Genomic DNA, 22,304 nt, shown 5'->3' with positions numbered 1-22,304 from the left:
GTGGCTGCCGGCTGCTGACGCCTTGACCGCGGCCAGCGCGACCAACTGTCTGCGTGGGCAAGGAGGCCCGTCATGCAAGAGCCATCAGCAGATCGCGGGTACGCGGTGTTCCTCGGGTTGGACGTCGGCAAGGGCGAGCACCACGCCACCGCAATCGACCCCGATGGGCATCGGTTGCACGACCGACCATTGCCTCAGGACGAGCACGCCTTGCGGGCCCTGTTCGAGCAGCTGAGCGGCCACGGGCCGGTGCTCGTCGTGGTCGACCAGCCCGCCTCGATCGGCGCGCTGCCCGTGGCTGTCGCACGCGATGTGGGTGTGGACGTGGCATACCTGCCCGGGTTGGCCATGCGCCGCATCGCCGACCTGCACCCGGGCAACGCCAAGACCGACGCCCGCGATGCGTATGTCATCGCTGAAGCAGCACGGACCTTGCCGCACGCACTGCGCCGCGTCGACACCGGCGACGAAGCGCTGGCCGACCTGGACGTCATCGTCGGCTTCGACGACGACCTGGCCGCCGAGGTCACCCGGGTGACCAACCGCATCCACGGGCTGCTCACCCAGATCCACCCGGCCTTGGAACGGGCCATCGGCGGCAAGCTGCACCACAAGGCGATCCTGGAACTGCTCCACCGCTACGGCGGCCCCACCGGGCTACGTACAGCCGGCAAGAAGCGCATCGCCAACGTCGTCAGGCCCCGGGCACCGCGCAGCCACCACGCCATCGTCGAAGCCGTCATGGTCGCCCTGGACGAGCAGAGCGTGACCGTTCCCGGCACCCGGGCCGCCGAGCTGGTCCTGCCCCAACTGGCCGACCAGCTGACCTCGCTACTGGCTCAACGCGAGCAGGCCGCGACCCAGGTCGAGGAGATGCTCGATGCACACCCTCTTGCCGCGGTCCTGACCTCGATGCCCGGCATCGGGGTCAGGACCGGAGCACGGATCCTGCTCGAAGTCGGCGACGGGACCACCTTCCCCACACCCGGGCACCTGGCCGCCTACGCCGGACTGGCCCCAGTCACCCGACGCTCCGGATCCTCCATCCGCGGCGAACACCCCTCACGAGGTGGCAACAAGAACCTCAAACGCGCGATGTTCCTGTCCGCCTTCGCTGCGCTGTCAGACCCGACCTCACGCGCCTACTACGACCGCAAGCGAGCCCAAGGCAAGAAACACAACGCCGCCCTGATCTGCCTAGCCCGACGCCGCTGCGACGTCATCTACGCCATGCTCCGCGACGGCACTCCCTACCAACCCCGCCCAGCCTCAGCCGCTTGACGAGACCCATAGGGACACCCCCCCGGCCCCGCCGTGCTCGGGCAGACCCGCTCAGCTCGGGTCGACGCGCACCGCACCGAGCCCGGGCTCGAGGATGATCCGGCGGCTCGCACCCGGGTCGCTGCCGAGGGAGTTGGCCACCTCTGCGGCGCCGTTGCCGGTGTCGACGCGGTAGCGCACCGTGTCGGGCACCCGCACCACGAGATCGCCGACCCCGACCCGGGCCTCGACGACCCGCGGCGGCTCGACGGCCTCGTACTCGAGTGCGCCGACCCCAACCTCGGCCTCGAAGCGCTCCCCCGTCGCCTCGGTGACGGTCACGTCACCGACGCCGACCTGCACGTCGAGGTCACCCGAGGCGCCCTCGACGGTGACCTGCCCGACGCCGTGCTCGATGTCGAGCTCGGTGTCGGCGGGCACGACGATGAGCCAGTCGACCTCGCACACAGTCCCGAGACCGGGGCTCGGGCAGTGCGACGTCACCCGAGTCGCTCCGCCGGAGGTGCGCACGGAGTTGCGCGGTTCGCGCAGCCCCCAGGTGCTCGTGGCGACGGCCCGGGGCGCCTCCCCCGGCTCGGCGGCGCGCACGCGCACGTCGCCGACGGACCCTTGGAAGTCGAGCTCACCCGCTGCGGTGAGCCGGTGCTCGGTCGTCTCCGACTGCTTGAGCATCGGGCCGAGCAGGCTCAGCCCGGCCCCGGCGACGAGGACGGTGGTGACGAGGAGGGCGATGACCCGGATCGCACCGACGGGCGTGCGCGAGGGCGCCGGCTCCGCCGCGAGCCGGACGGACTCGACGCGGCGCTCCTCGCGCTCCCGGGCGGCGTCGGTCAGGTAGCGCTCGCGCAGCTCGGGGTCGGTCGGCTCGCCCGGACGGGGCGGCAGCGGGGTGGTGGTCATGGTCAGTCCTCCTGGTCGAGCCAGCGGAGGACGGCGAGCACCCGACGGTGGTCACCCTCGGCCGGCGGCAGGTCGAGCTTGGTGAAGATCGACGTGACGTGCTTTTCGACCGCCCCGTCGGAGACGTAGAGCTGCTTGCCGATCGCGGAGTTGGTCCGCCCCTGGGCCATGAGGTCGAGCACGTCGCGCTCCCGCGGCGTGAGCGCGGCGAGCGGGTCGGCGTGCCGGGCTCGGGTGAGCAGCTGGGTGACGACCTCCGGGTCGAGGACGGTGCCGCCGCCGGCGACGTCGCGCAGGGCGGCGATGAAGTCGCTCGTGTCGGCGACACGGTCCTTGAGGAGGTACCCGACCCCCTTCGACCTCGCCGCGACGAGCTCGGTGGCGTACTGCTCCTCGACGTACTGCGACAGGACCATGACGGCCGTCTCGGGGTGCTTGTCGCGCACCGCGAGCGCCGCGACGATCCCCTCGGAGGTGAAGGTCGGGGGCATCCGCACGTCGACGACGACGAGGTCGGGCCGGTGCTCGTCGACGGCCTCGATGAAGCTGTCGGCGTCGGGGCAGGCGGCCGCGACGTCGAAGCCGGCGGACGTCAGCAGGCGCACGATCCCGTCGCGCAGCAGGACCGAGTCCTCGGCGAGCACGACCCTGGTCGCGGGCTGGGTGGTCTCGAGCTGGACCGTCTCGTCGGTCATGACAGGCTCCGTCCGGTGCGAAGGGGGAGGGTCGCGGTGAGCGTCGTCGGCCCGCCGCTCGGGGAGGTCACCTCGAGGGTGCCGTCGACGGCGGTCACCCGCTGGCGCAACCCGGTCAGCCCGGTGCCGCGGGTCGGGTCGGCGCCGCCGCGACCGTCGTCGGTGACGGTGGCCGTGAGGCGCTCGTCGTCGGTGGCCACGACGACCTGGGCGTGCTCGGCACCGGAGTGCTTGGCGACATTGGTCAGGGCCTCGCTGACGACGAAGTAGGCGATCGCCTCGGTCGTCGGGTCGAGGCGGCCGACGTCGTGGACCTCGACCGAGGCGGGCACGGCCGAGCGGGCGGCCAGGGCCGGCAGCGCCGCCTCGAGGCCGCGGTCGGCGAGGATCGGCGGGACGATGCCGCGGGCGACGTGGCGCATCTCGACGATGGCCTCCTTCGCCGAGCGGTGGGCCTCGTCGACGAGCTCGGCGGCGCCCTGCGGGTCACGGTGGATCGCCTCCTTGGCCATGCCGAGGGTCATCGCGATCGAGACCATCCGCTGCTGCGGCCCGTCGTGCAGGTCGCGCTCGATGCGGCGCCGCTCGGCCTCGACGGAGTCGACGGCCTACCGACGCGACTCGCTGAGGGTGTCGACGCGGGCGGTGAGGTGCTCGACGACCTTGCGCTCGTCACGGCCGAGGAGCCAGCGGGCGAGCATGACGTCGACCGAGGTCAGGCCGTGGGCGACCAGGGGCATGAGCAGGAGGGTGACGAGCGCGATGGTCCACGCGGTGGCCATGGCGATGACCCCGTCAACGGGGATCCAGCCGAAGAGCGAGATCCCGCTGTCGGGCAGGCGGTTGCCGAGCAGCGGCACGAGGAGCATGAGCAGCGCCTGGGCGAGCACGAGCAGCGTCAGCCACCCCATGAAGGTGCCCCACAGCCCGTGCAGCGCGAGGTAGGCGGTGCTGCGCCAGGAGTGGACGTCGAGGAAGAGCCGGCGCCACCACGGCTGCACCCGCCGCGCCGGCGGCTCGACGCGACGCCCGGTGAGGGCGACGATCCGGTGCCGCTCGACGTGACCGAAGACCCCGCACAGCCACACGAGCGGCACGAGCAGGACGAGGCCGATGCCGCCCGCCGTCACCAGGACGAGGGCGGTCAGGACGAGGCTGAGGAGGACGATGGCGCCGATCGAGGTCAGCGTGCTCGTCACGAGGAGCAGCACGCTGCCCCAGCCGGCGAGCCACCGCCGCGGGAGGCTGATCCGCTTCAGGGGCGGGGAGATGGTCTGGGTGGTCACCTGACCAACCTAAGGATCCGCGGCCTTGCGGTCTGCCCAGTCCTCCCCCGAGACGAAGGGGGGACATCCCCCCTTCGCCCTGGATCAGGCGTAGGAGCGGGCGATCTTGACGCTCTGGCTCACGTAGTCGCCGCCGAAGACGATCGCGTGGACCATGACGGGGAAGAGCTGGTGCAGGCCGACGCGCTCCTGCCAGCCGTCGGCGAGCGGCGCGGCTTCGTCGTAGGCGGCGATGATCCGGGCGATGTGCGGCGCGGTGAAGAGGAGCAGCATCGCCAGGTCGGTCTCGGCGTGGCCGCCGTGCGCGGCCGGGTCGATGAGGACGGGGCCCTCGCGGGTCCAGATGATGTTGCCCGCCCACAGATCGCCGTGGAGACGGGCCGGCGGCCGACCGTCGTCGAACTCACCGGCCACGAGACGGTCGGCAACCCGCTCGAAGAGGGCGCCGTCGTCCTCCCACAGGCCCTTGGAGCGCCCGAGCTGCAGCAGGTGACGGATGCGCTGCTCGCCGAAGAACTCACCCCAGCGCTCGGTCGGCTCCAGCGGCATCGGCAGCGGGGAATCGGCCGGGCCGATGAACCCGTGGCTCGTCCACCGCGCCGGCGGCGCGCCGAAGGCCGGTGCCCCCGCCGCGTGCGTCGCCGCGAGCGCCACCCCGAGCCCGTCGGCATGGATGTTGGTCGACGGCCCGGCGTCGTACTGCAGCAGGTCGATGTGGTCGAGGTCGACGTCCTGCAGCTGCGCGATGCGGGCCCCGCCCTGCTCCTGCGCCTCGGCGAGCCAGAGCAGCCCGGCCGCCTCCCACGAGGAGTAGCCGCGTGGGGCTGCCGAGGTGTCCTTGCGATAGGTGCGGGGAGGCTTCACGGGTCAAGGGTGCCACCTCGCCCCCCGGCTCAGGACTGCGCTCCGGACGAAGGGGGATGTCGGCGCACATCCCCCTTCGTCCTGCGCCGGTGCTCAGCGCAGGCGCGGCAGGGCCCCGGTCTCGTCGACGGGTGCGGCCGTCGAGCGGGAGCCGACCTTGATCGGGCCGGTGGCGCCGGCGGAGGTCTTGCCCTCGCCGGCGATGGCGACGGCCACGGCGTCGGCGACATCGGGGTGGAAGACGCTCGGGATGATGTAGGAGGGGTTGATCTCCTCGTCCTTGACCACCGCGGCGATCGCATCGGCGGCGCGGATGAGCATCTCGATCGTCACGTCCTCGGCGTGGGCGTCGAGCAGCCCGCGGAAGACGCCGGGGAAGGCGAGGACGTTGTTGATCTGGTTGGGGTAGTCGCTGCGACCGGAGGCGACGACCTTGGCGAACTGCGCCGCCTCGGCCGGGTCGATCTCGGGGTCGGGGTTGGCCAGCGCGAAGACGATCGGGGCCTCCGCCATGTTGTCGCGGATCCACTCGGCCTTGAGCAGGTTGGGCGCCGAGACCCCGATGAAGACGTCGGCACCCTGCAGGCCGTCGGCGAGGTCGCCGCGGACCTGGCGCGGGTTGGTCCGCTCGGCGAGCTCGCGCTTGGCGCCGGTCAGGGACTCGTCGTCGGAGGAGAGCAGCCCCTCGCGGTCGTAGACGACGACGTCCTTGGCCCCGGCGGCGAGCAGCAGCGTGACGATCGCCGAGCCGGCGGCGCCGCCACCGGAGACGACGATGCGCACCTGCTCGAGCCACTTGTCGACGACGCGCAGCGCATTGCGCAGGGCGGCGAGCACGACGATCGCGGTGCCGTGCTGGTCGTCGTGGAAGACCGGGATGTCGAGGCTCTCGCGCAGCCGGCGCTCGATCTCGAAGCACCGCGGGGCCGCGATGTCCTCGAGGTTGATGCCACCGAAGCCGGGCGCGATCATCTCGACCGCGCGGATGATCTCCTCGGTGTCCTGCGAGGCGAGGCAGATCGGCCAGGCGTCGATGTCGGCGAACTGCTTGAACAGCGCCGCCTTGCCCTCCATGACCGGCATCGCGGCCTCGGGCCCGATGTTGCCCAGGCCGAGGACCGCCGAGCCGTCGGTGACGACGGCGACGCTGTTGCCCTTGACCGTCAGGCGGCGGGCGTCCTCGGGGTGCTTGGCGATCGCCGACGAGACCCGGCCGACGCCGGGGGTGTAGGCCATCGACAGGTCGTCACGGGTCTTGAGCGCGACCTTGGAGCTGACGGCGATCTTGCCGCCGAGGTGGAGCAGGAAGGTGCGGTCGGAGACCTTGTGCACCTTGACCCCGTCGATCGCCTCGACGGCCTCGACGAGGTCGTCGGTGTGGTTGACGTCGAAGCCCGAGCACGTGGCGTCGATGACGAGCCGGTCGTGGCGCGAGTCGGCGATGTCGACGGCGGTGACGATGCCGCCCTGCTCGGCGATCGCGGTGGCGATGCGACCGACGACGGCGTAGTCGGGCGAGGTGTGCAGGCGGATGGTGATGGAGTACGACGAAGGGGTTGCTGCGGGCATGTGAGCAGTGTCTCACCGCCACGACGATGCTCGTCGATCGGTCCATATCGTCGGCGGTCTAGACATCCGTAGACGTCACGATCGGAGCGAAGGGGGCGGCCCTTCCGTGGTGGTGACCGGGGAGTCCTCCCCATCGCCACCCCGACGAGCGGCCCCTAGCGTGGGACCAGATCCGGGGAGGGAGACACATGACACTCACGCACGGCGCCGACGTCGACGTCCTGCGATCGGTTGCGGCGCAGCTCGACGAGTCCTCGCATCGCATCACGTCCGTCGAGTCGACGGGAGCGGCTCTCTCGTCGACCTTGCAGGGGTCCTGGGCGGGCGACGACCTCGAGCGCTTAGTCGCTGGCTGGGACTCGTCCCGGCAGCAGCTCCACGGGTGCGCGGAGCGGCTCACGCGCTTTGCCCGCCTCTTGGGCGAGCAGGCGGACCAGCAGGACGACGGGAGCAACGGCGGGGGGTCCGCGCCCGCCGGGGCCGGGCCGGGCTCGCGCGCGCCCGAGGGCGCCGATGCCGACAACAACGACTCCCGAGACCGTCCGCGCAAGCACTTCTTCGACATACCGAAGCCGCCGGAGTACTACGAGAACCACGAGGACCCAGGGCCGGGCAACGTCGAGATGCCCGAGGGCGCCGACCCGGACGACCCGGCGATCCAGGAGATGCTCAAGACCGCCAATGGTCGCGCGGCTCTGGACTGGATGGCCCGCAACGACATCACGATCACGTACGACGAGGACTACGACGGCGCCTACTACACGGCGAGCAACAACTCGATGACTCTCGGCAAGGGTGGCTACCGGGATGCGTCCACGATCATCCACGAGGCCAACCACGCGCGCTGGGATGCCGAGGACCGCCAGGTCGACGTGGAGGAGACCACGCGGGAGGAGTACATCAACGGCAAGTACGACGAGGAGACCGACTGCGTCACCAACGAGGTCTATTACGCGAAGCAGGCTCGCGAGGCCGGGGTCGACGCGGAGTACTCCGTCGGCGAGCAGAAGTACGACGAGGGGTATGCCCGCGCCTACAACTCCGCCCTCGAGGACGGCAAGACCCCGGCCCAGGCCCACCAGGCCGGCGATGCCGCCGGGCGCAAGGAGATCCGTCACCTCTTCTCCAGCGGGTACTTCAAGGCCTCCGGCTCCGGCGGCAAGACCTATGGCGACCTCAAGGGTGACTACTGGGACAAGCAGAACGACTGGAACCCCTTCAACGGGATCTGACGCGACGCATGGGACACCATCGACACATGAGGATGAGGCACGCGGCCGTCGGGGTCGCCCTGGTGGTGGCCGTGACGGGTTGCTCGAGCAAGGAGGACGCGATGGAAGACCGGATCCGGGAGGGCCTGCCGGACGACTCCGTCGTGGCGACGGTCATGGACGACCAGCCCACCGAGAGCACAGAGCTCGACCTGCCCCAGCTGCCGGAATGGCGACTCGCCGAGGTGCGGGCCACCGGCGAGCGGCCCTTCACCACCGTGGTGGCCTATCCGCCAGAGGGTGATCCGCGCACCATCGTCCTGACCGGCAACCCCGACCAGTGGGAGCAGGTCACCACCGAGGGCCACGTCGAGGACGCCGCCGGCGCGCTCGCCGTGGCCCGCACCTGGTACGACTCCATCCGTCGGACCGACCAGCTGTGGTACCGCGCAGAGTCCGTCGACGACATCGACTGGCAGCCGGTGGTTGACGAGGACGAGGTCACCCGACTGAAGAAGGCCTACCGCGATCGGATCACCGCACCCGAGGCGACCCGGTCGGGGGATGCGTGGTCCGTCACGCTGTGGACCGTCGAGCAGGGCGATCTCCTGCGTCACGAGCTCACCGTCGGCGCGGACGCAACCGTCGACGACTCCGCCGAGACCCTCGAGACGCGGATGCCGGTGAGCGTGGCCGTCTGACCGTCGCGACGCGCCGATCTACGAATCTGGCGAGGTATCCCCCTTCGCCTAGACAGCCGGATACGGTCGCATCGTGGACCCGATCACCAACCCCTACGCCCCCGGCGCCGGCCAGCGCCCGCCCGAGCTCGCCGGCCGCGACGAGCAGCTGACGCGCTTCGACGTCGTGCTCAAGCGAATCGTCGCAGGCAAGCCGGAGCGCTCGCTCGTGCTCACCGGCCTGCGCGGGGTCGGCAAGACCGTGCTGCTCAACCAGCTGCGCTCCGCCGCCGTCCGCGCGAAGTGGGGCACCGGCAAGCTCGAGGCCCGGCCTGACCAGGGACTGCGCCGGCCGCTCGCCAGCGCGCTGCACCAGGCGGTCCGCGAGCTCGGCCACACCCAGGCAGAGGAGGTCGAGCACGTCCTGGGCGTCATCAAGTCCTTCGCCCAGCGCGACGCCAAGCCCGGCACCAAGTTGCGCGAGGTGTGGAACCCCGGCATCGACGCCCCCGCGATCAAGGGACGCGCCGACTCGGGCGACATCGAGATCGACCTCGTCGAACTCTTCACCGACGTCGGCGGGCTGGCGGCCGACCTCGGGCGCGGCGTCGCGGTCTTCATCGACGAGATGCAGGACCTCGGGCCCGAGGACATCTCGGCGATCTGCGCGGCCTGCCACGAGATGAGCCAGACGGGTCTGCCGCTCATCGTCGTCGGCGCCGGCCTGCCGCACCTGCCGTCGGTGCTGTCGGCGAGCAAGTCCTACAGCGAGCGGCTCTTCCGCTACCAGCGCATCGACCGGCTCGCCCGCGAGGAGGCCGACCGGGCGCTCACCGCGCCCGCGGCCGACGAACTCGCGGAGTACGAGCAGGCCGCGCTCGACGCGCTCTACTACGCGACCGGCGGCTACCCCTACTTCATCCAGGCCTACGGCAAGGCGGTGTGGGACCAGGCGCCCGAGTCACCGATCCGCGCCGAGGACGTGCGCGTCGCCTCCCCCGAGGCCGAGTCCGAGCTGGCCGTCGGCTTCTTCGGCTCGCGCTACGAGCGCGCCACGCCCGGTGAGCGCGAGTACCTCAAGGCGATGGCCGACGTCGCGGCCGAGATCGCGGCGACGGGGGAGGAGAGCCTCGACGACATCGAGTCCGTCCTCACCTCGGCCGTGGCCACCTCGCTCGGCAAGAAGCCGCAGTCCCTCTCCCCCGCCCGCGACGCGCTGCTGAAGAAGGGGCTGATCTACTCGGCCGAGCGCGGCCGGATCGCCTTCACCGTCCCGCACTTCGGGCGCTACCTGCGCGAGCAGACGTGACCGGGCGTGGGCGCGGCACCGAGCCGGAGACCGTCTTCGAGGCGGACCCGCGGCTGCGGGACTTCGCTCGTCTCGGAGGGTGCGCCATCGGGCCAATCGGGTTCATCGTCGGGGCTTTCTTCATCGTCCTCGGGCTGACGGGCGTCATCCCCTACGACCCCCTGAGCGACTGGTGGTGGACCCTCCTCATCCTGGCGGGCGCGGTGGTGATGGCGACCGTGATCCCGAGGTCCTTCATGCAGACGGCGGAGCTCAAGCTGCGCCAGCCCTTCGTCGAGATCCACCCGGACGCGATCTCCTACGTCGGCAGCCGGATCCCGGACTCCGCCATACGCGCCGTGCTCCGAGCGGAACTGAACGAGTACCTGGGCGAGCACTCGCGCTGGCAGCGAGGCGACACCTTCTACGTGCTCGTCCGTCGCGAGCAGCTGGGGTTCACCCGCGACGACGGCATCATGCGAACCAGGAGGGGTCAGATCGACATCGCCATCGACGAGGCGCTCGACCCGGTCCGCATGTCCCGGGCGGTCATCGCCCACCTCGAGGCGACGGGCACCCCCTTCGTCGACTGCGGCACCGACCTCGGCCAGCTCGTCGACGCAGCCAAGCGCTACGACCGGTCCTGACCCACCGTCGACGAAGGGATCGCCGTGCCCAACATGCCTGCCGCCGAGCGCCGGGTGAAGCTGCTCGAGGCCGCCTACCGCGTGATGTCCGAGGGCGGGGTGGCCGCGGGGACGACGCGGGCCATCGTGCAGGAGGCGGGGATGTCGCTGGCGGCCTTCCACTACTGCTTCGACAGCCGCGAGGAGATGCTGCGCGCGCTCATCGTCGACCTGTCCGAGCGTGAGCGCGGCTCGGCCCGGCTGGCCCTGGCGGCTGCGGAGGCAGGCACCGTCACCGACCTCGCCGGCACGGTGCGGATGGCGCTGCTCGGCTACCTCGACCACCTCGAGCAGCGCTCCGGCGAGGAGCTGCTCCTGCTCGAGCTCAACCACCACGCGCTGCGTACGCCGGCCCTGCGGGAGCTCGCGACGGAGCAGTACCGCGGTTACTACGCCGGGATACAGCAGCTGCTCGTCGGCATGGCCGAGCAGACCGGCGTCCGGTGGCGGGTGGGCCCCGAGCAGGTGGCCCGCCTGGCCGTCACCCTCACCGACGGCCTGACGACGACCTGGCTGGCCGACCGCGACTCTGCGGCCGCGCGGCAGACCATCGAGACGATCGCCGAGATGGTCGCGGGGCTGGCGGCGCCGGCCTGACACGATGGCGTCGTGCGCGCCGTGGTCATCGAAAACGTCCGAGCCCAGCCCGAGGTCAGGGAGGTGTCGGCCCCCTTCGCCCCTGACGGTGGGGTGGTCGTCGACGTGCGGGCCACCGGCCTGTGCCGCAGCGACTGGCACGCCTGGGCCGGCCACGACGACGCAATCACCTGGCCGCACGTGCCGGGCCACGAGCTCGCCGGCGTCCTGAGCGCGGTGGGTGCCGGTGTGCAGCGGTGGCGGGTCGGCGACCGGGTGACCGTGCCCTTCGTCTGCGGCTGCGGACGGTGCTCGTGGTGCGCCGACGGCGACGCGCAGGTCTGCCCCGACCAGGAGCAGCCCGGATTCACCCACTGGGGGTCCTTCGCCGAGCAGGTCGCGCTGCACGCGGCCGACACCAACCTCGTCGCGCTGCCGGAAGGGGTGGACTTCGCGACCGCGGCGAGCCTCGGCTGCCGCTTCGCCACCGCCTACCGGGCCCTCGTCGCCCGCGCCCGCCTGACGAAGGGGGAATGGGTCACCGTCGTCGGGGCCGGCGGCGTCGGTCTGAGTGCGGTGATGATCGCCCGGGCGCTCGGTGCGCGGGTCGTCGCGGTCGACCGCAACCCGGCGGCGCTGGCCGTGGCGGCCGAGCTCGGGGCGGAGCACACGGTGCTCGCCGACGGTGACGACGTCGCGGCCGGGGTCCGGGGCGGTGACGCGCGTGAGGCCGGCGCAGACGGCACGGACGTCGCGTCCACGGTCATGGAGCTGACCGGCGGCGGGGCACACGTCGCCGTCGACGCCGTCGGCAGCGAGCAGACCTGTGCCACAGCGCTGCTCAGCCTGCGGCGGCGCGGTCGGCACGTCCAGGTCGGGCTGCTGCCGCCGGTCGACGGTCACCCGCGGGTGCCGATGGCGCGGGTCATCGGGTGGGAGATCGACGTGCTCGGCAGCCACGGCATGGCGGCCGTCGACTACCCCGGGATGCTTGCGCTCATCGAGTCGGGCGCCCTGGCGCCGCAGCGCCTCGTCGAACGGGTCGTCGGGCTCGAGGAAGCTGCGGCGCTGCTGCCCGGCTTCGACACCGCGAGCGTCGCGGGGATGACGATCATTGACCCGTCACGCTGAGGCGCGGACGAAAATCGCTGCGACACAGCCCCCTTCGGCCCGTAGCGTGCGCCCAACGGAAGGGGCACCATGCGCACACTCACCTACTACGTCGCGGCGACGCTCGACGGCTTCATCGCGGGACCGGACGGCGGTGACCCGAGCACCGAGGACTTCATGGCGGTCACGCCGGACCTCGTCGAGTTCATCGCGACCCACTACCCGGAGACGCTGCCGGGGCCGGCCCGCGACGCGATGGGCCTGACCGAGCCCGGCCGGGTCTTCGACACCGTGGTCGAGGGGCGACGCTCCTACGAGATCGGGCTCGCCGCCGGCATCGACGACGCCTACCCCCACCTGCGGCACCTCGTCGTGTCGACGACGCTCGGTGAGGCGCCCGCGGCGGCGGTCGAGGTCGTCGCGGGTGACCCGCTCGCCCGGGTGCGCGAGCTCAAGGCCGAGGAGGGCCTGGGCATCTGGCTCGTCGGCGGCGGCCGGCTCGCGCACGCCCTCCTGCCGGAGATCGACCGGCTCGTCATCAAGCTCAACCCCTCGGTGGTCGGCTCGGGGGTCCCGCTCTTCGACGGGGGCTTCACGCCCACGGTCTTCGAGCCGGTCGACGTCACCTCGCTGCCCGGTGGGGTGCAGGTGATCACCTGCGAGCGCCGGGGCTAGCCCACCCCGCAACCTGCATTGCCCTACGGGAATGCAGGAACCCGGGCCCCAAAGCTGCCTTGCCGTAGGGCAATGCAGGAACCCGGGCCCCAAAGCTGCATTGCCGTAGGGCAATGCGACGTCACCGGCCCCCACCTCAGGGCCGCAGGGGGCATGCCGCGGCGCCCGACCCGGACGAGGGTCGGGCGCGGGGCGCGACCGCTACAGGTGCCAGGTCACCCCGTCGTCGCGGACCGTGCACGACAGCTCCTGCGCGTGCACCCGCGTGTGGTGCCGCTCGCACAACAACGCCGCATTACCGATGTCGGTGCGGCCACCCAACGACCAGTACTCCACGTGATGGGCATCGGTCCAGTGCGCGGGCATCGTGCACCCCGGGAAGGTGCAGCCCCCGTCACGCAGCCACAGCAACCGCTTCTGCCCCGGGGTGAAGAAGCGCGTGGCGCGGCCGAGCTCCAGCGGCTCACCATCGCTGCCGAGCATCACGGGGATCACCCCCGCCTCGCAGGCCAGCTTGCGCACGCTCGCCGGCGAGAGCACCGCGCCCGAGGCCGTGACCCCACCGGCGTGACCGCCACCGGCCACACCACCAGCACCCAGACCCACCGCGGCCGGGCCACCCGCACCGTCACGGTCGGGAGCGGGGTCCGTCGAGCGGTACCCGAAGGGATGCGCGTCGCTGAGGGGCACGCCCGTCGGCCCGAACGCACCGCCCGGGCGTCGTGAGCCGCACACGCCACACGTGCCATCGGTGGCGGTCAGCAGCGAGGACATCGAGATGGTCACCATCACCTGCGCCTTGTCACTCGTGCCCACCTCGCCCGGGCTGGACACCCCACGACCCACGATCGACACCAGGGCATCGGCCCGACGCCGCGCCGGCGGCCTCGGGTCACGCTCGCCGTCAGGACCCTTGACCGGCTTCGACAACCCCGCCACCGCCGCATCGACGATCGCCGCGCCCTCCGCATCGAGCACCAGCTTGTAGCGCGTCAATCCACTCGCATCGGTGTGACTCGTCAACGACCGAGCCGACCGCGCCCGCTCGTCATCCGCCGCCAGATCCTTGGCCGGACGCAACATCCGCGTCGTCTGCGTGATCGCCGTCGCCAGCTTGCGCTCGTCGAGCCCCGGGACCCGGCTCGAGATCCGCCCACCCGGCCCGGTGCGCACGATCTCGTCACGCGCCGCACCGAGCAGGACCCCCAGGTCCGCCTCGAGCAGCTCCGGATCCGCAACCCGCCGCACGCCCTCGTGGAAACGCACCAACTGATCGGCCTTGCCCACCGAGAGCTCCCCGCCCTCGACGCACGCGAGCACCCCAGCCAGACCGGCCGGCGGCGGCCGCTCAGCCCACTCCCCCGCGGCTGGCTGCGTCTCCCCGGCCACCTGCTCAGGCGCGTCCGGGCGAAGGGGGGCGCCCCCTTCGTCATCGTGCGTGGTGTCGACGAGCGCGGACCCGGCCCGCAGACCCGCCCTGGCCACCCGGACCACGGCAGCGACGTCACGCACCGACGGCCGCGGGGCACCACGCCCCTCGCTCACTCCGACCCAATCAGCCTCCGACCACGACTCGCGCCCCGGCACACCCCGCGAGATGCCCTCGCGCACGAGGGCCACCTCGGCCGCCTCGAGCACCGCCCTCGCCCGACCGATCGCGGCCAGACCCTCTGCCAGCTCTTCGTCCGGCGCCTGCCACAGTCGCGGCGTCTCCAGGGCCGCCATCGTCAGGGCGCGCACCGAGTCCCGCAGGCCCGACACGAGCCCCAGGCCCTCCCACTGCGTCGCCACTGACATGCTTCGATCATACGTTCGATCAGTGCTCTGGGGAACCCCCAAAGCCCTGTGAAATCAAGGAATCTCGGCCCGGGGGTCCTCGCGCTGCCAGACCCGGGGCAGGTGGAGGACCACGCCGTCCTCGTCCGCAAGGCGACCGAGGACGCCCATCGTGACGTCCAGGTCATCGCCCGCGTAGGGCAGTGCGCGCAGCGGTCGGTCGAGCGGACGGAAGAAGTCGTCCCAGTGGGTCAGCACCACCCTGCGGGCCCCCACGGCGCGGACCGTGTGCTCCCAGTAGGCCTCGATGTAGTCCCGGGGCTGCACCCCGAGCTGACCGACCCCCAGATAGGCGACCTCGGCGTCGAGACCGGCGAGCGCGCCCGGCACGTACCCGGCGCTGCCCTGCAGCAGGGCGGTCCGGCCGCTGCAGTGGGTGAGCAGGTTCGACCACGCCTCACCGCAGCGGTAGGCACCGACCTTGGCCGGTGGGGTCACCGGAGCGTCGATGTCACCCGGGTACCGCTCCGGCGGGCAGTGGCTCGCCGCGACGAAGGTCAGGGAGAAGGCACCGCACTCCACGGAGTCGCCAGAGGCGATGACCCGGATGCGCTCCCGGTCGAGACCGCCGCCGACGCCCAGGTTGGCCGTCGACTCGCCACCGACGAGCACGGCGCCCGTGCGCTCGACGGACGGCGCGACCTTGCCCAGCCCTACCTGGAGCAGCCCCGGTCGGGAGAAGAACCGTCCGTCATCACGGCGGACTCACCGTCCTGGACGAGCAGCGTCGAGACGCCCAAGAAGGTCACCGCCAGTGCGCCATCCCCAGCGATCGGGACGTCGAGGCGTGAGTCGTAGCTGGTGATGCCCGGTCGGCCGGGCTTCAGACGCATCCGGTCAGGCTGTACTGGCCCGGCGAAGGGGGGCGGTCACACCCGTGGTGCCCGCGTCGTCAGATCGGTGACAGCATCGACCCGAGAGGAGCGGTCATGGACCCGTCACAGCAGACAGAGGACTTCGAGGCGGAGCGGCTACGGCTCATCGGCCTGGCCACGCGCATCCTCGGCGCTCACGGCGAGGCCGAGGACGTCGTGCAGCAGGCCTGGCTGCGGCTCCACGGCACGGACACCGACATCGAGTCCCTGCCCGCGTGGCTCACGACGGTGACGACCCGCCTGTGTCTCGACCGGCTCAAGTCACGAACTCCGGTGCCGCACAGCGACATCGAGCCGAGTGAGGTCACGCCCGACATCGCCGACGATGTGGCTCTCGCGGACACCGTCGGCGTGGCGCTGCAGGCCGTGATCGACCGCCTGACCCCCGGCGAGCGGGTGGCCTTCGTGCTGCACGACAGCTTCGGCTTCGACTTCGCGACGATCGCCGCGATCCTCGACACGACGCCGGCCGCGGCTCGCAAGCTCGCCTCGCGGGCCCGGGGCAAGGTGCGGGGGGCAGGGGCGGAGAGGGCCGACTGGGCGGTCGTCGACGCCTTCATGGCAGCCGCCCGCGAGGGCGACTTCGACTCCCTGCTGCGGCTGCTCGCGCCAGACGCGAGGATCACCGCCGACGCAGCCGCCGTCGCCAGCGGCACGCCCGAGCGGGTCGACGGGCGACGGGAGATCGCCGAGTTCTTCAACGGCAGCGCCCACGCCGCCCTCGCCGTGCTCGTCGACGAGCGCCCCGGCTCCGCCTGGTTCCACCGCGGCGAGGCCAAGGTGCTCTTCGACTTCGACGTCGTGGACGGCGTCGTGCAGGGCATCACCTTCCGCGCCGAGCCCGAGGTGCTCGAGCGCGTCACCCGGCGCGAGGACACCCGGCGCTGACCGGTCACATCCGCATTTCCCCGATCGTCATCACCACGAGAGACCACCACGAGAGGATCACCCGATGAAGACCTTGACCTGCCAGCAGCTCGGCGGCCCCTGCGACCTCGCCCACCGCGGCGAGACGCACGACGATGTCATCAACGCCCAGGACCAGCACCTCAAGGCGATGGAGAAGGCCGGCGACGCCGCGCACCAGCCCGCCCGAGACGAGATGAAGAAGCGCTGGCGCCGCCCCCGCAAGGCCCTGGGTTGGTACAACGAGATGAAGCAGACCTTCGCGGCCCTGCCGGTGGACTGAGCCAGCCGGCCAAGCGTCGGCTCAGGGACGCAGACGCCCCACGAGCACCATCGCCCCGGCACCGCCCAGTGCGCCCACCGCGTACCAGAGGAGGTCGACCGGGGCGAAGGTCGTCCCGAGCACCCAGCGCAGCTGCGGCACCCGCGCCGGCAGACCGGTCAGCTGGGCCAGCTCCACGACCACGCACAGCGCCAGGGCCACCCCGGCCACGACGAGCGGGCGCGGCGTCTCACGACTCGGCCACAGCACGCGAAGGGAGAAGACCGCCGCCATCGCGTAGAGGACGCTGCCGGCTGCGTCGGTCCACGCCAGGTCACGAAACCCTTGCAGGGCAAGCCCACTCGCCACGACGACGGCCAGCAGGACGAGGGTGGGGAGGCGGCGCACGGGGTCACCTCAGCACGCCGTGCTGGCACCCCGCTGTGAGGCCTCCCGCTGCACGATCCGCTACCCGCGAGTAGGTTCGCGCCATCGGAACACCAATGGCGGTGCGCCCCCGGGGGGTGGCACTCCGTCGAGGAGGAGCCCCATGTCCGCACAGCCCACCCGCCGCGCCGTGATCGCCGGGGCAGGAGCCGCCAGCGAACTCACCGCGCTGCCGACCGCGACCGCCGACGCCAACCCTCGCGGGTCGGTCACGCCTCGAGCAGAGCGACCCCCGGGCCGTCGAGGTCGGCCCTCGCCACGTCACGCCCCGAGATCGCGAGCAGCAGCGCGAGGGCCGGCCCGGCGACCTCCGGTCCGTCGCCGAGGGTGAGGTCGAGGTCGGTGGCCCGCAGCGTCACCCGCTCGGCGGTCTCGCGCGAGCCGCCGACCGAGGCCGGGGTCCGCGCCTGGTAGCGCAGCGCGCCCTCGATCGCCTCGGCGGAGTAGTCGTGCCAGATGCCGAGCGGGCGCCGGATGTCCTCGCCGTGGACGACCTCCTCGACGAGCCGGCTGTCGACGTGAGCCAGCCGGGTGGGCGGCCCGGTGCGGCGCGCAGCGACCTCGCGCAGGCTGCTCAAGGTCTCGCGCGGCGTCGCCCCGCGGTGCCGGTCGACGCCCTGCTGGGTCATCCGCTCGAAGTCACCCCGGGCCCGCACCATCCCCCTCACGAGGCCGAAGGGCGTGGCGAGCGCGTTGGCGACGAGGTGCGCCGCGACGTCGTGGACGCTCCACCCCTCGCACAGCGACGCCGTGCGCCACTGCTCGTCGTCGAGCCGCTCGAGGTCGTCGGCGAGCGCCGCGCGCTCCCCGTGGACGAGGTCCCACACATCGGTCATGGCCTCACCCTGACACGGCGGTCCGACACCCCGCACGAGGAAGGGAGGCGCCCCGACCATGTCGCCGGGGCACCTCCCTTCGGGAGCGATGGGATCAGACCGGGTGGATCGGCCGCCCCTGAAGGGCCCGCCAGGTGTAGGCGGCGGCGATGGTCATCAGGGGCCCGAGGACGATCCCGCCGAGGTAGCAGGTGCAGATCGTGGCCACGACGGCCCCGACCCCGATGAGGCACAGCAGGGCGTTGTCGGCGAGGTTGTCGCGGACGAAGGCGAAGCTGGCCTTGAGGGAATCGACCGGGTCGGCGCCGTCGAGCACCGCGACGTTGACGTACCAGAGGAAGAAGGTCACGACCAACATGCCCACGCACAGGACGAAGAACCCGAGGAAGGCGGCGAACCACATGAGCAGCCCCGCCACGAACGCCTGGCCCCACGGGATCCGGGTCCACATCTCCCCGAGACTCGTCCGCCCCGTGTCGACCACGTCCAGCGCGCCCCGCAGGACGGCCAGCCCGATCAGCCACCCGAGGAAGCTCGAGAGCATGCCACCCGTCATCTGGAGCAGGGCGGAACCGAGCGAGGCTCCCGGGCTCGTCTCGCCGGGCTCAGGGTCGAGCGTGCCGCTGGACCAGAACTCGAGCCCGCCGCCAGCAACGTTGAAGATCATCTGGACACCGACGGTGACGACGACCAGGAGCACACCCATGACGGCAAAGGGGCCGGCATTGGCGGCGAAGGCTCGCCACCCGTAGCTGACGGCGTCCAGGGGGCTGTAGGGCCCACTGATCGGCGCCGGTCCGCCACCACCCGGCGGCACGGGCGGCATCCCGCCACCCGAGTACCCGCCGCCGTACGCCGGCTGACCGCCGGCACCGGGGGGCGGTGGAGCGCCGTAGGGCTGGTTGCCACCGGGCTGGGCGCCGCCGTAAGGCTGGGCGCCGCCGTAGGGCTGCCCGCCTCTCGGCGAGTCACCGGACCCGGGAGGCGGCGGCTGCTGTGGCGGGTAGGGAGGTTGGCTCATGCCCACACCCCATCGCAGATCCCCTGCCGCGGCAAGCGTTTCGGGCCAACCGGCCCGGCGTGGCGCGGGTCGCGACAGCCGGTGCCGGGGGCCGGCTCACCCCTCGACGAGCAGCTCCCGGGTGACGTCGGCGATCGTCGCCGCGCCCACCAGACCCATCGTCAGGTCGAGCTCGGCGAGCACGTTGTCGACCACCGCGCTGACCCCGGCCGCACCGTCGAGCGCCAGGCCGTAGACGTGCGGCCGACCGAGCAGACAGGCGTCGGCACCGAGGGCGAGCGCGACGAAGAGGTCCGCCCCGGAGCGCACCCCGCTGTCCATGAGCAAGGTCGGCTCGGGCCCGACCGCCTCGCGCACGCGGACCAGCGCGTCGAGCGCCGCGATCGACCGGTCCACCTGCCGCCCACCGTGGTTCGACACGACGACGGCGTCGACACCGCAGTCGAAGGCCCTCCGGGCATCGTCCTCGTGAAGGATGCCCTTGAGCACCACGGGCAGGCGGGTGCGCTCCCTCAGGGTCGCGATGTGCTCCCACGACAGCGCCGGGTTGGAGTAGATGTCGAGGAAGGTCTCGACCGCCGCCCGCGGCTCCGGCGAGCGCAGGTTGTCGCGGACCCCGCCGGGGTGCTCGCGGCTCATCGAGAGCGGGGTGGCGACTCCCCCCTTCGCCGCACGGGCCGCCTGCAGGGGCTTGCGCGGGTCGATCCCGAGGGACTGCGCGGCGCGCGCCCCGGCCGAGAGCCGCTCGCGGACCAGCTCCATGAAGCGGGGGTCGGACGTGTACTGGGCGATGCCCTGGCCACGGGCGAAGGGGAGCGACCCCAGGTCGAGGTCCTGCGTGCGCCACCCGAGCATCGTCGTGTCGAGGGTGACGACGAGCGCCTGCGCACCGGCGGCCTCGGCCCGGCGGATCATCGAGTCGACGAGCGCCTCGTCGGTGGACCAGTAGAGCTGGTACCAGAAGGGGGTCCCGGCCATCGCGCGTGCCGTCTCCTCCATCGGTGAGCAGCCCTGGCAGGAGAAGACGTAGGGCACGCCGCTGGCGTGTGCCCCCTGAGCGATGAGCAGGTCGGCGTCGTCGGTGACCAGACCGGCCGCACCGACCGGGGCGAGGAGGAGCGGGGCGGTCAGCTCGGTGCCGAGGAGCGTGGTCGACAGGTCACGCGTCGTCGTCGCGTGGAGCATCCGCGGCACGACCCGCCACCGGTCGAAGGCCTCGCGGTTGGACCGCATCGTCGCGCCGCCGCCGGCGCCACCGGCGATGTAGGCACCGGCACGGCGACTCATCGTCGCCAACGCCCGGGCCTCGAGCTCCTCGGCCCGGGTCGGGACGGTGGGCGCGATGCCCAGGGCACCGGGTCGGTAGAGGGCGTCCTGACGGCGGCGACCGGGGCCGGACTGGAGAGTGCTCATGGGCGCAGACTAGGGGCGATTCCGGTGAGATCGGCCACAGCGAGGGTCCCTGCTCGACCTCGACCTTCCCTTGATCTCATGGGCTTCTGGGGTGGTTTGGCAGTGCTTGGCGTCATGAGCCCTTCGTTGGCCTGCGCGTGACCTTCCGCTCAGCGCCACACACAACACCACACCGGAAGGACCGCATGCCGACGCCACCCCTGGGGATCGCCACCATCGTGCTGCTGCTCGTCCTCTTCTACGGCCTGACCATGGTCATGTCGATGAGGATCAGCCGCGGCGAAGAAAATGCCGACGAGTACATGACGGCCGGGCACAACATCGGCTTCGGCATCTCCGCGGCCTCGATGACCGCGACGTGGATCTGGGCGTCGTCGATGTACGCCTCGGTGACCTCGGGCTACACCTACGGCATCTCCGGGCCGATCCACTACGGGCTCTGGGGCGCGCTGATGATCCTCTTCATCTACCCCTTCGGTCGGCGGATCCGGGCGGTCGCCCCCAACGCGCACACCCTCGCCGAGGTCATGCGCGCCCGGCACGGTCGCTCGAGCCAGCTGATGCTCGCGATCTCCAACGTCCTCGGCAGCGTCATCTCGCTGATGTCGAACTTCATCGCCGGCGGTGCACTCATCGCGATGCTCTCGCCGATGAGCTTCATCCAGGGCGTGCTGATGATCGCCGCCGGTGTGCTCATGTACACGATCTGGTCCGGCTTCCGCGCCTCGGTGCTCACCGACTTCGCCCAGGTCGTCGCGATGCTGCTCGCCGTCGTCGTCCTCGTCCCTGCCTTCTTCTTCGTCCTCGGGGGCCCCGACCTGCTGCGCGAGGGCGCCGGCAACCTCACCGCCCACCAGTCGAGCTTCTTCTCCTCCGAGGCCTTCCTCGGCCAGGGCGCGCCCTACATCGCCGCCGTCCTCGCCTACGCCATCGGCAACCAGACGATCGCCCAGCGCCTCTTCGCCGTGCGCGAGGACCTCATCAAGCCGACCTTCGTCACCGCGACGATCGGCTACGGCGCGACGATCATCGGCGTCGGCATGATGGGCGTCCTCGCCCTCTACGCCGGCATCGACCCGGCGGGCGGCGACCCCAACAACCTGCTCCCGCAGATGGCCGCAAGCCACCTCGCGACCCCGCTCATCGTCATCTTCTTCGTCATGATCATCGGGTCGCTGTCCCCGACGGCCGACTCCGACCTGGCCGCGCTCTCGTCGATCGTCATGACCGACATCTACGGTGACCGCGCGCGTCGTCAGGGGACGATCAACCCGGCGACGATGCTGCTCATCGGGCGCCTGACGATGGTCGTCGCCACGGTCGCGGCGGTGCTCTTCGCCGCGCTCGAGCTCAACATCCTCGACTTGCTCGTCTTCGTCGGTGCGATGTGGGGCTGCCTCGTCTTCCCCGTCATCGTCTCCTTCTACTGGTCGAAGGTCACCAACTCCGCCTTCACCACCTCGGTCCTCGTCGCCTTCGCGGTCTTCCTCCCGGTGCGCTTCGGCTGGCTCCCGCAGTCCGGGGCACTCGACCTCGCCGTCGACATCGTCGGCATCATCGGCGCCGGCATCGTCATCGGTCTGATGGCCTTCGGCTTCTTCGGTGCCCGGGTGGGCATCGCCCTCGGCGCGGTCTTCGCGGTGGGGGTCGCCCCCTTCGCCATCGGGGTCATCTCGCAGTACCCGGCCCTGTCCGGCTCGCTCGCCGCCTACGCCGTCTCGACGATCGTCTGCGTCGTCATGTCGCTGGCCTCGCGCGAGCAGCCCTTCGACTTCGCCCTCATCTCCCGGCGGACCGGTGACTTCACCGACGACGAGGCGGCCGACGCCCAACCCGCCGGCGACGACGACCCCGACCTCGAGCCCGCTCGCGCCTGACCCGGAAGGA

General features: G+C 71.7%; 24 protein-coding genes. 11 read left to right on the top strand and 13 right to left on the bottom strand.

Features of this window, described 5'->3' with window-relative positions; all coding sequences use genetic code 11:
• The first annotated feature begins 72 nt into the window (after nucleotides 1–72).
• Nucleotides 73–1,281 carry an IS110 family transposase gene (locus NYE39_RS11815; protein WP_341012797.1) on the top strand — a complete coding sequence of 403 codons (1,209 nt, stop codon included), beginning with the start codon at nucleotides 73–75 and terminating at the stop codon, nucleotides 1,279–1,281.
• A 51-nt stretch (nucleotides 1,282–1,332) separates the two neighbouring features.
• Here the strand turns inward: NYE39_RS11815 and NYE39_RS11810 are convergent, their stop codons facing one another.
• From NYE39_RS11810 to NYE39_RS11785, 6 genes are all read right to left on the bottom strand, one after another.
• A complete protein-coding gene (locus tag NYE39_RS11810) occupies nucleotides 1,333–2,181 on the bottom strand; it encodes a hypothetical protein (protein ID WP_341012796.1) in 849 nt (282 codons plus the stop codon).
• 2 nt (nucleotides 2,182–2,183) lie between these two features.
• A complete protein-coding gene (locus NYE39_RS11805) occupies nucleotides 2,184–2,876 on the bottom strand; it encodes a response regulator (RefSeq protein ID WP_084450788.1) in 693 nt (230 codons plus the stop codon).
• Nucleotides 2,873–3,451, bottom strand: a complete 579-nt coding sequence (locus NYE39_RS11800; RefSeq protein WP_341013414.1) for a sensor histidine kinase — start codon at nucleotides 3,449–3,451, stop codon at nucleotides 2,873–2,875. Before NYE39_RS11800 ends, NYE39_RS11805 begins: the two co-directional genes overlap by 4 nt.
• 33 nt (nucleotides 3,452–3,484) lie before the next feature.
• Nucleotides 3,485–4,162: a sensor domain-containing protein gene (locus NYE39_RS11795; protein ID WP_341012795.1), complete on the bottom strand. Its 678-nt coding sequence runs from the start codon at nucleotides 4,160–4,162 to the stop codon at nucleotides 3,485–3,487.
• Between the two features lie 84 nt (nucleotides 4,163–4,246).
• Entirely contained in the window at nucleotides 4,247–5,026 is a 780-nt protein-coding gene (locus NYE39_RS11790) for a fructosamine kinase family protein (RefSeq protein WP_341012794.1), read from the bottom strand.
• Nucleotides 5,027–5,119: 93 nt separating this feature from the next.
• Nucleotides 5,120–6,595 (bottom strand): NAD-dependent malic enzyme, encoded by a 1,476-nt coding sequence (locus NYE39_RS11785; RefSeq protein WP_341012793.1) that lies wholly within the window; start codon nucleotides 6,593–6,595, stop codon nucleotides 5,120–5,122.
• 188 nt (nucleotides 6,596–6,783) lie between these two features.
• Between NYE39_RS11785 and NYE39_RS11780 the strand changes: the two genes are divergently transcribed.
• From NYE39_RS11780 to NYE39_RS11750, 7 genes are all read left to right on the top strand, one after another.
• Nucleotides 6,784–7,827 (top strand): WXG100 family type VII secretion target, encoded by a 1,044-nt coding sequence (locus NYE39_RS11780; protein ID WP_341012792.1) that lies wholly within the window; start codon nucleotides 6,784–6,786, stop codon nucleotides 7,825–7,827.
• Nucleotides 7,828–7,853: 26 nt separating this feature from the next.
• Nucleotides 7,854–8,507: a hypothetical protein gene (locus NYE39_RS11775; RefSeq protein WP_341012791.1), complete on the top strand. Its 654-nt coding sequence runs from the start codon at nucleotides 7,854–7,856 to the stop codon at nucleotides 8,505–8,507.
• Nucleotides 8,508–8,580: 73 nt separating this feature from the next.
• A complete protein-coding gene (locus NYE39_RS11770) occupies nucleotides 8,581–9,795 on the top strand; it encodes an ATP-binding protein (RefSeq protein WP_341012790.1) in 1,215 nt (404 codons plus the stop codon).
• Complete coding sequence (locus tag NYE39_RS11765) at nucleotides 9,792–10,421, top strand: hypothetical protein (RefSeq protein WP_341012789.1); 630 nt, start codon at nucleotides 9,792–9,794, stop codon at nucleotides 10,419–10,421. Before NYE39_RS11770 ends, NYE39_RS11765 begins: the two co-directional genes overlap by 4 nt.
• A 33-nt stretch (nucleotides 10,422–10,454) precedes the next feature.
• Nucleotides 10,455–11,057, top strand: a complete 603-nt coding sequence (locus tag NYE39_RS11760; protein WP_341013412.1) for a TetR/AcrR family transcriptional regulator — start codon at nucleotides 10,455–10,457, stop codon at nucleotides 11,055–11,057.
• Nucleotides 11,058–11,069: 12 nt separating this feature from the next.
• Entirely contained in the window at nucleotides 11,070–12,167 is a 1,098-nt protein-coding gene (locus NYE39_RS11755; RefSeq protein WP_341012788.1) for an alcohol dehydrogenase catalytic domain-containing protein, read from the top strand.
• A 69-nt stretch (nucleotides 12,168–12,236) separates the two neighbouring features.
• Nucleotides 12,237–12,821: a dihydrofolate reductase family protein gene (locus NYE39_RS11750; protein ID WP_341012787.1), complete on the top strand. Its 585-nt coding sequence runs from the start codon at nucleotides 12,237–12,239 to the stop codon at nucleotides 12,819–12,821.
• Nucleotides 12,822–13,022: 201 nt separating this feature from the next.
• On the opposite strand, the gene NYE39_RS11745 is transcribed toward NYE39_RS11750, so the two are convergent.
• From NYE39_RS11745 to NYE39_RS11735, 3 genes are read right to left on the bottom strand one after another with little or no spacing between them, the layout of a single operon-like run.
• On the bottom strand, nucleotides 13,023–14,618 hold the full coding sequence (locus NYE39_RS11745) for an HNH endonuclease signature motif containing protein (protein WP_341012786.1): 1,596 nt from the start codon (nucleotides 14,616–14,618) through the stop codon (nucleotides 13,023–13,025).
• Between the two features lie 54 nt (nucleotides 14,619–14,672).
• Nucleotides 14,673–15,269, bottom strand: a complete 597-nt coding sequence (locus tag NYE39_RS11740; RefSeq protein WP_341012785.1) for a hypothetical protein — start codon at nucleotides 15,267–15,269, stop codon at nucleotides 14,673–14,675.
• A gap of 41 nt (nucleotides 15,270–15,310) precedes the next feature.
• The gene (locus NYE39_RS11735) at nucleotides 15,311–15,490 is read right to left on the bottom strand and encodes a hypothetical protein (RefSeq protein WP_341012784.1); all 180 of its coding nucleotides are present in this window, start codon (nucleotides 15,488–15,490) and stop codon (nucleotides 15,311–15,313) included.
• A gap of 96 nt (nucleotides 15,491–15,586) precedes the next feature.
• Here NYE39_RS11735 and NYE39_RS11730 point away from each other — a divergent pair, with 96 nt between their 5' ends.
• Together NYE39_RS11730 and NYE39_RS11725 are read left to right on the top strand one after the other, a co-directional pair.
• A complete protein-coding gene (locus tag NYE39_RS11730; RefSeq protein WP_341012783.1) occupies nucleotides 15,587–16,420 on the top strand; it encodes a sigma-70 family RNA polymerase sigma factor in 834 nt (277 codons plus the stop codon).
• A 64-nt stretch (nucleotides 16,421–16,484) separates the two neighbouring features.
• Nucleotides 16,485–16,721, top strand: coding sequence for a hypothetical protein (locus NYE39_RS11725; RefSeq protein ID WP_341012782.1), 237 nt, complete (start codon nucleotides 16,485–16,487; stop codon nucleotides 16,719–16,721).
• A 21-nt stretch (nucleotides 16,722–16,742) separates the two neighbouring features.
• Here NYE39_RS11725 and NYE39_RS11720 read toward each other — a convergent pair whose 3' ends face one another.
• The 4 genes from NYE39_RS11720 to NYE39_RS11705 all read right to left on the bottom strand — a co-directional run bounded on the left by NYE39_RS11720 (nucleotide 16,743) and on the right by NYE39_RS11705 (nucleotide 20,417).
• Entirely contained in the window at nucleotides 16,743–17,108 is a 366-nt protein-coding gene (locus NYE39_RS11720; protein ID WP_341012781.1) for a DUF2809 domain-containing protein, read from the bottom strand.
• 248 nt (nucleotides 17,109–17,356) lie between these two features.
• Nucleotides 17,357–17,983 carry a maleylpyruvate isomerase family mycothiol-dependent enzyme gene (locus NYE39_RS11715; RefSeq protein ID WP_341012780.1) on the bottom strand — a complete coding sequence of 209 codons (627 nt, stop codon included), beginning with the start codon at nucleotides 17,981–17,983 and terminating at the stop codon, nucleotides 17,357–17,359.
• A gap of 94 nt (nucleotides 17,984–18,077) precedes the next feature.
• Nucleotides 18,078–19,004, bottom strand: a complete 927-nt coding sequence (locus NYE39_RS11710; protein ID WP_341012779.1) for a hypothetical protein — start codon at nucleotides 19,002–19,004, stop codon at nucleotides 18,078–18,080.
• A gap of 96 nt (nucleotides 19,005–19,100) precedes the next feature.
• Entirely contained in the window at nucleotides 19,101–20,417 is a 1,317-nt protein-coding gene (locus NYE39_RS11705) for an alpha-hydroxy-acid oxidizing protein (RefSeq protein ID WP_341012778.1), read from the bottom strand.
• A 185-nt stretch (nucleotides 20,418–20,602) separates the two neighbouring features.
• Here NYE39_RS11705 and NYE39_RS11700 point away from each other — a divergent pair, with 185 nt between their 5' ends.
• The gene (locus NYE39_RS11700; protein ID WP_341012777.1) at nucleotides 20,603–22,294 is read left to right on the top strand and encodes a sodium:solute symporter family protein; all 1,692 of its coding nucleotides are present in this window, start codon (nucleotides 20,603–20,605) and stop codon (nucleotides 22,292–22,294) included.
• Nucleotides 22,295–22,304: the final 10 nt, after the last annotated feature.

Source organism: Janibacter sp. FSL W8-0316 (assembly GCF_038004165.1).
GTDB classification, from domain to species: domain Bacteria; phylum Actinomycetota; class Actinomycetes; order Actinomycetales; family Dermatophilaceae; genus Janibacter; species Janibacter indicus.
This window is presented reverse-complemented; position numbering and strand designations above follow the sequence as displayed.

Coding starts and splice junctions, on each gene's coding strand:
- NYE39_RS11815 (WP_341012797.1), top strand. CDS start 73: ATGCAAGAGCCATCAGCAGATCGCGGGTACGCGGTGTTCCTCGGGTTG.
- NYE39_RS11810 (WP_341012796.1), bottom strand. CDS start 2,181: ATGACCACCACCCCGCTGCCGCCCCGTCCGGGCGAGCCGACCGACCCC.
- NYE39_RS11805 (WP_084450788.1), bottom strand. CDS start 2,876: ATGACCGACGAGACGGTCCAGCTCGAGACCACCCAGCCCGCGACCAGG.
- NYE39_RS11785 (WP_341012793.1), bottom strand. CDS start 6,595: ATGCCCGCAGCAACCCCTTCGTCGTACTCCATCACCATCCGCCTGCAC.
- NYE39_RS11780 (WP_341012792.1), top strand. CDS start 6,784: ATGACACTCACGCACGGCGCCGACGTCGACGTCCTGCGATCGGTTGCG.
- NYE39_RS11775 (WP_341012791.1), top strand. CDS start 7,854: ATGAGGATGAGGCACGCGGCCGTCGGGGTCGCCCTGGTGGTGGCCGTG.
- NYE39_RS11760 (WP_341013412.1), top strand. CDS start 10,455: ATGCCTGCCGCCGAGCGCCGGGTGAAGCTGCTCGAGGCCGCCTACCGC.
- NYE39_RS11750 (WP_341012787.1), top strand. CDS start 12,237: ATGCGCACACTCACCTACTACGTCGCGGCGACGCTCGACGGCTTCATC.
- NYE39_RS11745 (WP_341012786.1), bottom strand. CDS start 14,618: ATGTCAGTGGCGACGCAGTGGGAGGGCCTGGGGCTCGTGTCGGGCCTG.
- NYE39_RS11735 (WP_341012784.1), bottom strand. CDS start 15,490: ATGCGTCTGAAGCCCGGCCGACCGGGCATCACCAGCTACGACTCACGC.
- NYE39_RS11730 (WP_341012783.1), top strand. CDS start 15,587: ATGGACCCGTCACAGCAGACAGAGGACTTCGAGGCGGAGCGGCTACGG.
- NYE39_RS11725 (WP_341012782.1), top strand. CDS start 16,485: ATGAAGACCTTGACCTGCCAGCAGCTCGGCGGCCCCTGCGACCTCGCC.
- NYE39_RS11715 (WP_341012780.1), bottom strand. CDS start 17,983: ATGACCGATGTGTGGGACCTCGTCCACGGGGAGCGCGCGGCGCTCGCC.
- NYE39_RS11710 (WP_341012779.1), bottom strand. CDS start 19,004: ATGAGCCAACCTCCCTACCCGCCACAGCAGCCGCCGCCTCCCGGGTCC.
- NYE39_RS11705 (WP_341012778.1), bottom strand. CDS start 20,417: ATGAGCACTCTCCAGTCCGGCCCCGGTCGCCGCCGTCAGGACGCCCTC.
- NYE39_RS11700 (WP_341012777.1), top strand. CDS start 20,603: ATGCCGACGCCACCCCTGGGGATCGCCACCATCGTGCTGCTGCTCGTC.